Below are 14,069 nucleotides of genomic sequence, written 5' to 3'. Positions count from 1 at the left end.
TGACGGAGACGCTACGCGAACAGAACTTTTCGCTGCGCCTCTGCGTGAAAAAAAATATTTATGCAAGAGGTCTATTGAAGAAGGGAACGCTTAACAGTAATTTTTTCTATGTTGTTCAAAGATTAGCTGAGGTCACTCAACATGTGCCAGACGCGGCTGAGGCGTTCTGAGTAACTTTTCATGACTTTTAGAGCAAACATGGGTGTTTCTTGAACGGCAAAGAGAAACTTTTTTTCATCAAGGTAGGCAAGTTTGCAATCAGTTTTAGCAACGGTGGTATAGTTTCTTTTTTCTACTCCTACAAGTACCCCAATGCCAAAAACTTCACCTGTAGCAATTGTTTCTATAGTTTTACCATTGACTTGTATGTCTATTTCTCCTTCGAGAATGCCGTACATTAAATCACCTGATTGTCCCTCTTCAAAGATAGTTTGACCTGCGGAATATTCTTGAGGATTGGCTTGTTTTTGAAAGATGCTGACTGTAACTACAGGACTTAACATATGGTAAACACCAAGATTCTTTTTTTTAAACGAATTCTTTGGATAGGCAATTAAGACATCCGAGGCAAGTATACTACTTTCTGTTAATCAATCCACAATCTTTAACAAGTTCCGTGGGTTTAAGTCCCCCGGTTCTATAACCGCCAAGTCTTGTGTTGGGGTTAAATCCCCATTACAAAATTTAATTACGTTAGCACAGCGGTAGCGAGTCCGCGAGCGTCATTACGAATTACGAATTACGAATTATTTAATTCTTGGCAAATTTTGAAACAGGATCGATGAAAATCATAACAAGGATGCGATCGCACACTCAATTTTCACGCATAGTTACAAAAAAAGCACAAACAATACAGGGTGTGCTATGGATTAGTATCCTCACACACCCCAAATGCTAACTACTAAATAGCTAACTATTTTCCAAAACCTTTGCCTCTACTTGTGGAGGGAAGACATACACAGTTTTGCAACTGAGTCAATAAAGTGTCACGATCTAGGTTTTGACCAATCAGTACTAGCTGATTTTTGGGTTGACTTTGCCATTCATCATCATCTAAAGTGAAGCGCTTACCGCAAAGGTGAAAAATATGGCGCTTTGGACTCTCGTCAAACCACATAATTCCTTTTGCTCGGAAGATATTTGTTGGGAGTTGATTATCTAAGAAATATTGGAATTTCCTAATAGAAAGGGGTTTGTCAATTTGAAAAGATATTGAGGTAAAACCATCATTTTCTAAATGGTCAGAATGATGGTGATGATGTTCATGATCGTGGCTATGATCATGTTCATGGTCATGATGATCGTGACCGCATGAGGAATGCTCATGGTCGTGGTCATGGTTGTGATGGTGATGGTCATGACCATCTGTTAGTTGATCAAAATATTTGTCAGATTCAAATAGACCGACACTGAGAATTAAAGGAAGTGGGACTTGCGATCGCGTAGTGTGAAGAATTCTGGCTCCTTCTTTCACTTCGCTAATTTTTCTCTCTAACTCACTTAAAGTTGCTTGGTCTACTAAGTCTGCTTTGTTGAGCAGAATTACATCACCATAAGCAATCTGACTGTGTGCTGCTTGAGAGTTGAATAAATCTAGACTGTAATTTGCCGCATCTACAACGGTGATAATTGAATCTAGACGAGTTAAATCGCGCAATTCTGTACCAAGAAATGTCAGTGCAACTGGTAGCGGATCTGCTAGTCCAGTCGTTTCTACAACTAGATAATCTAGATTTTCTTGACGTTCTAAAACTTTGTAAACAGCATCTACCAAATCAGTATTAATGGTGCAGCAAATACAACCGTTATTTAGCTCCACCATATTCTCATCTGTGGAAACGATTAACTCGTTGTCGATGCCAATTTCACCAAATTCATTGACCAAAACAGCGGTTTTCAGACCTTGCTGATTGCTAAGAATATGATTAAGTAATGTTGTTTTGCCGCTACCAAGGAAACCAGTAATAATTGTTACGGGCATCCCCTGCTTGGGCACATCCATTGCTTGAGATTCTTGAGGAGTGACTGCGGGTTGCATAATTTAACTGCCGCCGAGTTGTGAAGCAAACCACGATTATTATACCAATAATAAAGGATTTGAACGACGCGGGGATGGGGGGATGGGGGGACGCGGGGACGCGGGGATGGGGAGAAAGATTTCGGAACGGAAAAATAGGCTCTTTTGGATTGAATGTGAAAAACCTACACTTGCCAGCATTCCCAATTCCCAATTCCCCATTCCCCAGTTGAAAAACCTCGTTGCTGATTATGATTGATTCATAGCTAACAAATCTAAAATTGCATAGTAAACGCAGTTCATTGCTTGAGTTCTAGAAATGACCTTAACCCTTTACAATACCCTTACCCGTCGTCAGGAAGCCTTTGAGACTGTTGAACCTGGAAAAGTGAAGATGTACTATTGCGGCGTAACGGTGTATGACTATTGCCATTTAGGTCATGCTAGAGCCTGCATAGTTTGGGATGTGGTGCGTCGATATTTGCAGTTTATCGGCTACGAGGTGCGCTATGTCCAAAATTTCACGGATATTGATGACAAAATTCTCAATCGAGCGCGGCAAGAAAATTCATCGATGGAAGCTGTAGCCGATCGCTTTATCAAAGCATATTTTGAGGACATGGCACGGCTGAACATTAAAGAAGCCGATGAGTATCCCCGCGCTACGCACACCATGAATGGTATTCAGCGGCTAATTCATGAGTTGGAAAATAAAGGTTTTGCCTATCCTGCTGATGGTGATGTTTATTATGCAGTGCGGCAGTTTAGCGATTATGGTAAGCTTTCGGGACGCAAGTTGGAAGATTCGCAAGCTGGCGCCAGTGGACGAGTTGATGTAGAAGATCCAGAGTATCAAAAGAAAAGAGATCAGGTTGATTTTGCGCTGTGGAAGGCAGCAAAACCAGGAGAACCCGCTTGGAAATCACCTTGGGGTCAAGGTCGTCCAGGATGGCATATTGAATGCTCTGCGATGGTACGCGATCGCCTGGGTGAAACTATTGATATTCATACTGGTGGTGAAGACTTGATTTTTCCCCATCATGAAAATGAAATTGCCCAATCAGAAGCAGCGTCAGGAAAACCCCTAGCTCGTTACTGGTTACATAACGGCATGGTAAAAGTGGATGGTGAAAAAATGTCTAAATCTTTGGGCAACTTTATTACTATCCGTGAACTGCTGGATCGAGGAGTTGAGCCAATGGCGGTGCGGTTGCTGGTGCTGACAGCACAATATCGTACACCAATCGATTTTACTGATGAAGCGATCGCAGATAAGACAAACGCTTGGCACACCCTCAAAGAAGGCTTGCTGTTTGGGTATCAGTACGGGAAACAACTAGGTTGGGGAATGGGGAATGGGAAAGAAAATACTAATCCCTACATTCAGCGTTTCCGAGAAGTGGTGAATGATGACTTTAATTTCCCTGGTGGGTTAGCTGTGCTGTTTGAATTAGCTAAACAATTGCAACGTGAGGGAAATATTTTTGTGCATGAAGGCAAAACCAAAACAGCACCAGATGAGTTACAGCATCAGTGGCAAACTCTCGTTACATTAGCGGGAGTTTTGGGTTTAGAAGCCAAAATGTTAGAGGCAACTGACAAATGCCATGGTTTAAGCGATGCCGAGATAGAAGCGCAAATTCAGCAAAGACAAGCAGCGCGTCAGTCCAAAAATTTTGCCGAAAGCGATCGCATTCGTGACGAATTACAAGCACAAGGTATTACCCTGATTGATAGCCGCGATGGTACGCGTTGGCACAGGAATTGAGGTGACTGGGGAAGACGCGCTTACGCGGGGACTGGGGAAGACGCGGAGAATAACCAATTGACAAATGACGTTAGCGTAGCGGTAGCGAGTCCGCGAGCGTCATGACAAATAACAGACATTCCCCATTCCCAATTCCCCATTCCCAATTCCCCACTCCCCACTCCCTACTCCCCAAAATCATGTTAAAAGAACTAACAAAAGCGATCGCTAATCTCAATATTCCTGCTGATTGGATCGGTATTAGAACTGTTCAGGAAACTTCTACTAACCATTCCGTGCGCGACTGTTTACCCCAAGTAAACGGCAAATATTTTACTGTTGGTGCCATGCTAGAAGTTATGGTTAATGGCTGTATAGGTTATGCAGCCACTAATTCTCTGGATTTGTCTGAGTTGCAAGCCGCTGCAAAAATCGCATATAAACAAGCACTGGTAGCTAGTGAATGGTGGATACATCCCTTTGGTGAGAGTGAACGCCCAAAAGTCGTTGGTGAATATAATTCACCGTTTAATGAGTCATTAGATGGTTTAAGTCCTGGAGAAGTCAACGATTTATTGGTTCTCATTTGTCAGAAACTGAAAGTTGATGACAAAATTGTGCAAACGACAGCTAGCATCAGCACCACTGAGAAAGAGTCTTGGTTTGTCAGCAGCAATGGCTCAGAAGTATATCAAAGAATTTTATTTATTGGCACTCATTACGGAGTCACTGCTCAAGATGGGGCACTTGTGCAGCAACGCACCAATAACGGCTGGCAAGCAAACTGTTTCCAAGGTGGATTAGAACTTTTAAAGCAAGCAGACTTATGGGATCGAGTGCAGCAAGTTGGCGAACAAGCGATTGAGCTGTTGACAGCGGACGAATGCCCAAATACTTGTACCAATTTGGTTTTAGCGCCAGACCAAATGATGCTACAAATCCATGAAAGTGTTGGGCATCCCTTAGAAATTGACCGAATTTTGGGAGATGAACGTAATTATGCTGGAGGTAGCTTTGTCAATCAAAGCGATTTTGGCAAACTGGTATACGGTTCTCCCTTGATGAATATTACTTTTGATCCCACAGTACCCGGCGAATTTGCGAGCTATGGCTTTGACGATATAGGCGCTGTTGCAACAAAGGAGTATTTAATTAAAGAAGGCTTACTGCAAAGGGGTTTGGGCAGTTTAGAGAGTCAAACTAGATCAGGTGTGCCAGGGGTAGCTTGTGCCCGTGCTTGTTCCTGGAATCGACCTGCGATCGATCGCATGGGTAACTTAAACTTAGAACCAGGAGACGCCACCTTTGCAGAAATCATTGCGGGGGTAGAACATGGTGTTTACATGGAATCTAACCGTTCTTGGTCAATTGACGATCGCCGTTATAAATTTCAGTTTGGTTGCGAATACGCTAAATTAATTGAAAACGGTAAACTTACTAAAACTCTCCGTAATCCCAACTATCGAGCCACAACCCCAGAGTTTTGGCACAGCTTAATCAAAGTTGGCAATGCGTCCAACTGGAAAATGTATGGTACTCCTTACTGTGGCAAAGGAGAGCCAAATCAGGCGATTTGGGTAGGACATGGTTCACCTGCTTGTCTGTTTGCCAACGTCGAAATTTTCGGCGGTGGAACATGAAGAGGTACAACAACCTAATATCCATGAAAATTGAGGAATTATCTGCTTTAGAAGTTAGCTTTAATCAATTAATTGAAAGTTTGCTCATCAAAACAACCGACAGTGAAAAATTCACGGTCAAATTGAGTAGTGAACGCAGTCAATTTACCCGCTTAAATCATGCAAGAGTGCGGCAAACTGGTTATGTTGCTGATGGTTGGATTGAGCTAACTTTGATGGAAGACCAGCACAACAGCTTTCGGCAGTTTCCCTTTACCGGAAATTGGGAAGTAGATTGGCAAGCAACATACCAAGCCTTGCAGGATTTACGTGAAGAACTTCCATTTTTACCTATCGATCCATATCTAGTATTGCCATCAGGAAATAATGCTAGTCGAGAAGTAAAATCAGGTAAATTATTGACAACAGAAGCAGTAGCTACAACTGTATTAAAACTAGTTAAAGATTTGGATTTTACTGGCTTATATACTGGTGGAATTGTCATTAAAGCTTATGGTGATTCCAGTGGTCAAAAGCACTGGTTTGCTACTGAATCTTTCACTTTAGATTATTCTTTATTTATCACTTCTGGACAAGCATTTAAAGGCACTTTTGCAGGCAGTGATTGGAATACAGAAGCTTATTGTGCCAAAATCAACGAAGCCAAAAAGCAATTAAAAATGCTTGCGCGTCCAGCAAAAGAACTACCACCAGGACATTACAAAACTTATTTTGCACCTGCTGCAACTGCCGATTTATTAATGATGCTTTCTTGGGGAGGTTTGAGCGAAGCTGATATCCAGCAAGGGAATAGCGCTTTAGCTGCTTTATGGCGTCAAGAGAAACAGCTTTCTCCAGTATTTAGTGTGAAAGAAAACTTTCAACAAGGCTTAGTACCGCGATTTAATGAATTAGGAGAAATGGCACCATCAGAATTATATGTCATAGAAAAAGGCATGTTAGTAAACACTCTGGTGAATTCTCGCACTGCAAAAGAATATGAAAAAATCGCCAATGGTGCGAATAGTCCAGAAAGTTTGCGATCGCCGGAAGTAGGTACTGGAAATTTAGCATTTGAGCAGATTATTTCGAGTTTACATACAGGATTGTATGTGTCTAATTTGCATTACTTAAATTGGAGCGATCGCCACACAGGTAGAATTACAGGCATGACTCGTTATGCTTGTTTTTGGGTAGAAAACGGCGAAATTATCGCCCCCATTGAAAACTTACGCTTTGATGAAACTCTCTATCATTTTTGGGGAGACAACCTAGTAGACATGACCAACTTTCAAGAATTCATTCCTGAAGTCAGTACCTATGATGGTCGCCAACTTGGAGGTAGCTTAGTTCCTGGGATGTTGGTGGAAGACTTTACATACACTTTGTAGGAATATTGGATGAAAGGGAACGCTTAACGCTTAAAAGTGGCTCCTCTGTTAAGCGTTCCCTTTGTTTCAAGCTATCGGAACCAAATGACGATAGAATAACCGAACAGCATCGTAAATTTATCCGATGAGATTGTTGCCATTTTGGCATCTTTCTGCATTGCTCCACTGTGTCTTTTCCAGTAATAGAATGAAGATCAAGCCTTTGTAAAGCCTTCAACTATCAAAAGGTAGAGGTTTTGTAGCAGATTTGACAATTGATTGGCAAAGCAAAAATCTGTATCCAAATTAAGCTCTTAGCATCTAAAACGCTTGTAAGATTTTTATGACTTCCCGTATTCGCTTTTTGATGTGTCCTCCTGACCACTATGATGTGGACTATGTGATTAATCCTTGGATGGAAGGGAATATTCACAAGTCGTCACGCGATCGCGCCGTGGAACAGTGGCAAGGACTTTACCATATTCTTAAAGAACACGCTGTTGTGGACTTGGTACCCCCCCAAAAAGGTTGGCCGGATATGGTTTTCACCGCCAACGCTGGCTTAGTACTAGGAGAAAATGTTGTCCTTAGTCGCTTTTTACACAAAGAACGCCAGGGAGAAGAACCTTACTTCAAACAATGGTTTGAAGGCAATAATTACACAGTACACGAATTACCCAAAGATTTGCCCTTCGAGGGAGCAGGAGACGCACTCCTAGATCGGGAAGGACGTTGGCTATGGGCTGGATACGGTTTTCGCTCAGAATTAGATTCTCACCCCAATCTAGCGAAATGGCTGGATATTGAGGTATTATCTCTACGCTTGATTGATGAGCGCTTTTATCATTTAGATACTTGCTTCTGTCCCCTAGCAAATGGCTATTTACTCTACTACTCAGGCGCTTTTGACTCCTACTCGAACCGCTTAATCGAAATGCGAGTCGCGCCAGAGAAACGCATAGCCATTGAAGAAGCCGACGCTGTTAACTTCGCCTGCAACGCGGTGAATGTAGACAGTATCGTCATCATGAATAAGGCGAGTGATGCTTTAAAAGCCCGTCTGGCGGAAGTAGGTTTTCAAGTGCTGGAAACACCACTCACCGAATTTCTCAAAGCTGGTGGGGCGGCTAAATGCTTAACCTTGCGGGTGACAGAACCAGTCAGAGAGGAAGTTCATGCCAATGTCTCGGTGGAAAGCCGCGTCATTCGCATGGAAGGACACCTACTCGATGCGGGCTTAATCAACCGGGCTTTGGATTTAATTATAGATGCAGGCGGAAGTTTCCAAGTTTTAAATTTTAACCTGGGAGAACAGCGACAAAGTACCTCAGCGGCTGAGGTGAAGGTGTCAGCACCATCCCATGAAGTGATGGGCGAAATTATCTCCCGATTGATTGATTTGGGTGCGGTAGACTTACCACAAGATGAGCGAGATGTCAAACTTGAGCCTGTAATCCAAGCAGGCGTGGCCCCGGATGATTTTTATGTAAGTACGATTTATCCGACCGAAGTCCGGATTAATGGTCATTGGGTAAAGGTGCATGATCAACGCATGGATGGCGCGATCGCCATTACCCAAACCCCCAGCGGTTTAGTAGCTAGATGTAAAATATTACGCGATTTAGAAATTGGGGATCAGGTAATCACAGACGTGCTAGGCATCCGCACTATCCGCAAAACTGAATCGCGGGAACAACGCAATACTCAAGAATTCAGCTTTATGTCAGCAGGGGTTTCCAGCGAGCGACGTGTGGAATTAGTGGTTGAGCAAGTAGCTTGGGAATTACGTAAAATTCGGGATGCTGGTGGTAAAGTAGTTGTCACGGCTGGCCCTGTAGTGATTCATACTGGCGGTGGTGAACATTTAGCACGGCTGATTCGAGAAGGTTATGTGCAAGCACTGTTGGGCGGGAATGCGATCGCTGTCCATGACATCGAGCAAAATATCATGGGTACTTCCTTGGGTGTCGATATGAAGCGGGGTGTCGCCGTCCGTGGTGGACACCGCCATCACCTGAAGGTAATTAATACTGTGCGTCGCTATGGCAGCATTGCTAAAGCTGTTGAGGCAGGAATCATTAGCAGTGGTGTGATGTATGAATGTGTTCACAATCACGTACCTTTTGTACTTGCTGGTTCAATTCGGGATGATGGGCCTTTGCCTGATACCCAAATGGATTTGATTAAAGCACAGCAAGAATATGCCAAACTCCTAGAAGGTGCAGAGATGATTTTGATGCTTTCATCGATGCTGCATTCGATTGGGGTGGGAAATATGACTCCAGCAGGGGTGAAGATGGTATGTGTGGATATTAATCCAGCTGTGGTGACTAAGTTAAGCGATCGCGGTTCTGTAGAATCGGTAGGTGTGGTGACAGATGTAGGATTGTTCTTAAGTCTGTTGGTGCAGCAGTTGGATAAATTGACTAGTCCCTATGTGTTTAGGGTAAGTTAGGAAAACAAACCGCCAAGACGCAGAGAAACAGAGATGGTAAGAGTGGCTTTTGGTAAGGAGTTGCAGGTTAATTGGGTGAGTTTCATTGCTGATTTTATGCTGGCGGGGATGGTTGTGGGACCGCCAGTTGCTCCTTTTTTGGCTGCGTCTGGAGTGTTTTTGTTGCCTGGAATTGCGGACATCATTTACTTTATGGGTAATCATGTATGTCCGCAACCAGAGATGGGGTTGGATTTAGCACCACCGTTTATTATGGCTGTGTGTATGCGTTGTTATGGTACTGTTACAGGATTGCTGGTGACGCGCTTACTTTATGGTGTAAGTGGTGAGAAGGGTTTTTACTGGTTGAATCAGTATGGGTGGAGTGGGGCAGCGTTGGCGAGTGTATTGATGATGGCTTATCCCCTGGAATTAGCAGCAGAGGTTTTTGGTTTATGGGATTTTGATAACTATGCAGTTACGCCTTTTGGGTTAGTTACGGGTTTGGCATGGGGTTTGTTTGCCATGCCTATTCTGCATGGAAATAGGCACGTCAGGGCGTAGAACTATTTGGTCTAAACCAAAGAATTTGGATCTACACCAAGGGCTTTTAGTTGTTCTGCCAGGATTTGAGCGCGTTGTTCTGCTTGTCGAACCCGTTCTTCTGGTGTTAATAAGCGCTTACCCGATTCGTCATACCAATAAAGCCACTCACGTGTAATGCCTTGATATGTCCCTTGTTCGCTGCCAATCCCTAAACCAATTTCTGGCAGCCAAACGGGATTTCCTCGCTGTAATTGATATTTGCCATTTACTAAGCGATACACTTCTAAAGTCGGTTTTCTCCGCCGTTGGGGATTATAAACGACATAATATAAAACTTCTAGCTGAGCATAAAATTCTTTCTTGGTGCTGTATTCCCCACGCCGTTTTTGGGAAACTACCTCTATTGTCATAATCGGTATGCGCTGTTCTTCCCAAAGAACGTAACTTAAACGCAGATTTTCATCAAAAACCCGTTCAACTCCCAGACTCAAAAACCCATCTGGTACAATCGCAGGCTGATCAGGATCATAATAAATCCCCATATCAACGCCAAAGAACCAGTCCATCCGGTCTGCCCATGCCATAGCTAGTATGGTTTCTAGTAACACAGAAATCAAATGTTGTAGTTGATTATCCACAGGGGTATCGTCTGAGTCGGGCAAATCCTCAGCGGAAGGTAAGCAGTCCAGCGGATCGTACTGTAGCATGATCTGATTGCCATTCATCTAGTACTTTGATCATAGGCAATTCCCAAGAAACAGTTTGCCGCATTTTGTATTTTTGGCATTGCTGGATTACCTAAATAAGGGCCAATCTCCAATCCGCTAAGTCACTCAAAGAGCGATCGCGGTAACGTCCATAACGTTCTTGTTTGTTTTTGATTTTCGCACCCAGTTCGGGAAAAATGCCAAAATTGGGCGGCATTGGTTGAAAATGCTTAGGTGAAGCGGAACTGATAAACTCAAATAATGCCCCCATCATTGTGGTGGCTGGTAGTGTCAAAGGTTCTTTACCTAAAGCTAAGCGTGCGGCATTTGTTCCCGCTAACCAGCCACCCGCAGACGCTGCGGTATAACCTTCAGTCCCGATTAATTGCCCAGCTGCCAACAACGTCGGACGCTGCTTAAATTGCAATGTCGGATGCATTAATTGAGGTGCATTAATAAAGGTGTTGCGATGCATCACTCCCAACCTGACAAATTCTGCTCTCTCCAAACCGGGAATTAGCTGAAATACTCGCTTTTGCTCACCCCAACGCAAGTTAGTTTGAAATCCTACCATATTCCACAGTTGACCTGCTTTGTCTTCTTGGCGTAGTTGCACCACCGCGTAAGGGCGTTCACCCGTGCGAGTATCAGATAACCCTACTGGCTTGAGAGGGCCGTAGCGCATCGTGTCTTCTCCCCGCTGCGCTAATTCTTCTATAGGGAGACAGGCTTCAAAAAATTTCGCTGTTTCTCGTTCAAAGTCTTTGAGTTCTGTTTGTTCAGCTTTACAGAGTTCTAGCCAAAACTGTAAATACTGTTCTTTATTCATCGGGCAGTTGAGATAAGCCGCTTCTCCCTTGTCATAACGTGATGCCATGAAGGCAACATCACGATTAATCGATTCTCCCACAATAATTGGGCTGGCAGCATCGAAAAAGCTCAAGTATTCCATCCCCGTAAAGCGACGTAAATCTTCTGCAAGTTCGGGACTGGTTAAAGGCCCAGTTGCTAAAACTACAATTCCTTCAGGAATTGCGGACACTTCGCCACGACGAAATTCTACTAAAGGATGACGAGATACAGTCTCTGTTAAGTCTTGACTAAATTGTCCCCTGTCTACAGCCAGCGCCCCACCAGCGGGAACAGCATGTTCATCAGCTTTAGAAATAACTATGGAACTCAGTTGACGTAATTCTTCGTGCAATAATCCAGCAGCGCGATCGCTTGCCATGGCCCCAAAGGAGTTACTACATACTAATTCGGCTAAATGTTCTGTATGATGAGCTGGGCTAAAGCGTTTGGGACGCATTTCATACAGAATGACTGGCACTCCCGCCTGGGCGATTTGCCATGCTGCTTCTGTCCCAGCTAGTCCACCTCCAATTACTTGTATTGGTTGTTTTTCCATAGTTTAATTTTTAATTTCTATTTTAATTAAATTAGTTCTTCTTTAAACAGACAGATGCTTTCAGCAATTGTTTGTCTATACTCATAGCAGACGTGCCAGTTTTCCTCACCCAACCCCTACAAGCCACTGCTCCTGATTTGTATAACAAACTTATGACAGCTAAAGCATGTAATCTTGAGTTAGCTAAACAAGAATGTGAGCAATTCTGCTATGAAGACGCTGGCTAAATGGTCTGTAGATGAGTATCATCTCTACTCAGCAGATAATCGTATTCAGGAATCCTCAAGAGGGTAAGTATGTTGAAGAATGTACTCTTGGGGAAGGAACGATTATACCACTGGCGTTCACAGATGTTTCAGTGTCTGTCAAAAAGCTCTTGTCATGAGGTAATTACAGCATCGGTTAGCCCACTTGAGAATAAGGAGTGGAACAATCCAAGCGATCGCTCATTGGGGGCGCTTTGCGCCATCGCATTTGTTAAAAGCTTGACAAACTTAAGTAACATATTTTACTGTTTATTGAGTGTGTTGAAACTCATCGACACCACTCATCAGAACCTTGAAAACCGCATAATTTCGTTAACTGGTGTCGATTGCTTGCACAGTAAAGATTTCAGGCTACAAAACGCATTACTTATTGAGAATTTGTTGACGATTATTGACAATTTGAAAAGTGGTGTCGATTAGGGGGTCTGAAACCATTGCTCAGTAAGGTTTCTAAAAGGTAACTCTTTACATAACCACTTCCCCTAACGGGGATGGAAACGATAAATCTAAGCAAGGCTCCTCTCCGCCAAGTCCCACTTTCTTTACCTAACCACTTCCCCTAACGGGGATGGAAACTTACTCAGTAAAAGATTATGTTCTGCAAATAAATTGTCTTTACCTAACCACTTCCCCTAACGGGGATGGAAACGTATATCTATTCACAGTAGCTTGCGCAGGGGCGCAATTTAACTTTACCTAACCACTTCCCCTAACGGGGATGGAAACTTTTGATCCTCTATTCCCGGAATGCCGCCAACAATCTTTACCTAACCACTTCCCCTAACGGGGATGGAAACAGTTAGTCATCAAGACTATCCAACTTATCTGCCAAAAACTTTACCTAACCACTTCCCCTAACGGGGATGGAAACACCATTAGTTGTACAGAGATATACATTGCCCAAAAACTTTACCTAACCACTTCCCCTAACGGGATGGAAACAACATGGATAATCCTTTTCCCAATTGGGAAGAATAGCTTTACCTAACCACTTCCCCTAACGGGGATGGAAACGATAGTATGTACTACCTACGGATTTGTCGTGTCCTTTACCTAACCACTTCCCCGACTCGTTGGGGGGAGTGGCTGAGAAGCCCTCGCCGTCCCGGAGGGCGGCGCAGGGAGTATGTCACCAATAACTTGTCCAATTTCTTGAGGAGTTACGCCTGTTGCCAGCATTGCCCGAATGAGTAACTCAATAGAAACCGAAGCATCGCCATTTTCAGCCTTAGCAATCCGAGGCTGGCTAGAGTGTAATTTCTCTGCAAGTTCAGTTTGCGTCATTGATTTCTGTCGTCGTTCTTTAAGGTAAAGGCTAAGAGCAAGCTTAATTTCAATAAGTGTAGTTTCTTCTGGGGTAAGTTCTAAAAATTCTGAAACACTTCCAACTGTCCAACCTTTTTCTTCTAGCTTTTTTCTTTTGGCTTCTTTCATACGCTTAATCCTGTGTATCTTTGCCGTATTTGCTGAGTCGTTTTTGACAGATAAGCTAAAAAACATCTAAATTACATAATCAAATTAAATAAAACTCTTGTGGGGTGGGCATCTTGCCCGCCCTAATTATGCAAGTTATATGTGGAACAGCTTATCAATAACGCTGGTGGGTGTTGTTCTGGTTGTTTTGTTGAACACTTCAAGAATTAGAATTGCGTCGTCATCAATTCGGTAGATGATTCTCCAATTTCTATGTGCGTCTCGAATCCGTAGTTCGTGGCAGTGTGCCTCAATACTTGGTATCGGTCTTGAGTGGGGCAGTCCCAAGTTTTCACCTTGCTGTAACCGTCGCAACAAAACTCCTGTTTCTATTCGTGCTTGTTGACTAAAGGGAGGTGTTTTGATCTCACCATGCAACCAAACCAAGGGTTTATCTGCTTCATTCATCTGCTGTTTATATCATATCTGATATAGAACTCCTATTTGATTTTTGAAAAAGAGTACGAGATAATACGGTTGAG

General features: G+C 43.3%; 13 protein-coding genes and 1 CRISPR repeat array. Of the genes, 6 read left to right on the top strand and 7 right to left on the bottom strand.

From position 1 onward, the window contains the following. Positions 1-122 precede the first annotated feature (122 nt). Positions 123-503, bottom strand: a complete 381-nt coding sequence (locus AC5JMF_RS22925; protein ID WP_495798007.1) for a cyclic nucleotide-binding domain-containing protein — start codon at positions 501-503, stop codon at positions 123-125. A 410-nt stretch (positions 504-913) separates the two neighbouring features. Beyond that, positions 914-2,038: a CobW family GTP-binding protein gene (locus AC5JMF_RS22920; RefSeq protein WP_495798006.1), complete on the bottom strand. Its 1,125-nt coding sequence runs from the start codon at positions 2,036-2,038 to the stop codon at positions 914-916. A 298-nt stretch (positions 2,039-2,336) separates the two neighbouring features. Here AC5JMF_RS22920 and cysS point away from each other — a divergent pair, with 298 nt between their 5' ends. The 5 genes from cysS (at position 2,337) to AC5JMF_RS22895 (ending at position 9,751) form a co-directional block, all read left to right on the top strand. Then, a complete protein-coding gene (gene cysS / locus AC5JMF_RS22915) occupies positions 2,337-3,785 on the top strand; it encodes a cysteine--tRNA ligase (protein WP_495798005.1) in 1,449 nt (482 codons plus the stop codon). A 179-nt stretch (positions 3,786-3,964) separates the two neighbouring features. Beyond that, positions 3,965-5,404, top strand: a complete 1,440-nt coding sequence (locus AC5JMF_RS22910) for a TldD/PmbA family protein (protein WP_495798004.1) — start codon at positions 3,965-3,967, stop codon at positions 5,402-5,404. Between the two features lie 23 nt (positions 5,405-5,427). After that, positions 5,428-6,774 (top strand): TldD/PmbA family protein, encoded by a 1,347-nt coding sequence (locus tag AC5JMF_RS22905; RefSeq protein WP_495798003.1) that lies wholly within the window; start codon positions 5,428-5,430, stop codon positions 6,772-6,774. A 322-nt stretch (positions 6,775-7,096) separates the two neighbouring features. Next, positions 7,097-9,208, top strand: a complete 2,112-nt coding sequence (argZ, locus tag AC5JMF_RS22900; protein WP_495798002.1) for a bifunctional arginine dihydrolase/ornithine cyclodeaminase — start codon at positions 7,097-7,099, stop codon at positions 9,206-9,208. 33 nt (positions 9,209-9,241) lie between these two features. Then, on the top strand, positions 9,242-9,751 hold the full coding sequence (locus AC5JMF_RS22895) for a DUF2085 domain-containing protein (RefSeq protein ID WP_495798001.1): 510 nt from the start codon (positions 9,242-9,244) through the stop codon (positions 9,749-9,751). 11 nt (positions 9,752-9,762) lie between these two features. Here AC5JMF_RS22895 and AC5JMF_RS22890 read toward each other — a convergent pair whose 3' ends face one another. After that, positions 9,763-10,440, bottom strand: a complete 678-nt coding sequence (locus AC5JMF_RS22890) for a Uma2 family endonuclease (protein WP_495798000.1) — start codon at positions 10,438-10,440, stop codon at positions 9,763-9,765. A 91-nt stretch (positions 10,441-10,531) separates the two neighbouring features. Then, the gene (gene trmFO / locus AC5JMF_RS22885) at positions 10,532-11,848 is read right to left on the bottom strand and encodes an FADH(2)-oxidizing methylenetetrahydrofolate--tRNA-(uracil(54)-C(5))-methyltransferase TrmFO (RefSeq protein WP_495797999.1); all 1,317 of its coding nucleotides are present in this window, start codon (positions 11,846-11,848) and stop codon (positions 10,532-10,534) included. A 71-nt stretch (positions 11,849-11,919) separates the two neighbouring features. Between trmFO and AC5JMF_RS22880 the strand changes: the two genes are divergently transcribed. Continuing rightward, complete coding sequence (locus tag AC5JMF_RS22880; RefSeq protein WP_495797998.1) at positions 11,920-12,075, top strand: hypothetical protein; 156 nt, start codon at positions 11,920-11,922, stop codon at positions 12,073-12,075. A gap of 152 nt (positions 12,076-12,227) precedes the next feature. Here the strand turns inward: AC5JMF_RS22880 and AC5JMF_RS22875 are convergent, their stop codons facing one another. From AC5JMF_RS22875 to AC5JMF_RS22865, 3 genes are all read right to left on the bottom strand, one after another. Next, positions 12,228-12,353, bottom strand: coding sequence for a hypothetical protein (locus AC5JMF_RS22875; protein ID WP_495797997.1), 126 nt, complete (start codon positions 12,351-12,353; stop codon positions 12,228-12,230). Between the two features lie 224 nt (positions 12,354-12,577). Continuing rightward, positions 12,578-13,128: direct repeats of the CRISPR family, unit length 36 nt; unit sequence CTTTACCTAACCACTTCCCCTAACGGGGATGGAAAC. A gap of 39 nt (positions 13,129-13,167) precedes the next feature. Continuing rightward, positions 13,168-13,548 carry a helix-turn-helix domain-containing protein gene (locus AC5JMF_RS22870; protein WP_495797996.1) on the bottom strand — a complete coding sequence of 127 codons (381 nt, stop codon included), beginning with the start codon at positions 13,546-13,548 and terminating at the stop codon, positions 13,168-13,170. 135 nt (positions 13,549-13,683) lie between these two features. Further along, complete coding sequence (locus tag AC5JMF_RS22865; RefSeq protein ID WP_495797995.1) at positions 13,684-13,995, bottom strand: type II toxin-antitoxin system RelE/ParE family toxin; 312 nt, start codon at positions 13,993-13,995, stop codon at positions 13,684-13,686. Positions 13,996-14,069 lie beyond the last annotated feature (74 nt).

The organism is Desmonostoc vinosum (genome assembly GCF_059505385.1).
This window is presented reverse-complemented; position numbering and strand designations above follow the sequence as displayed.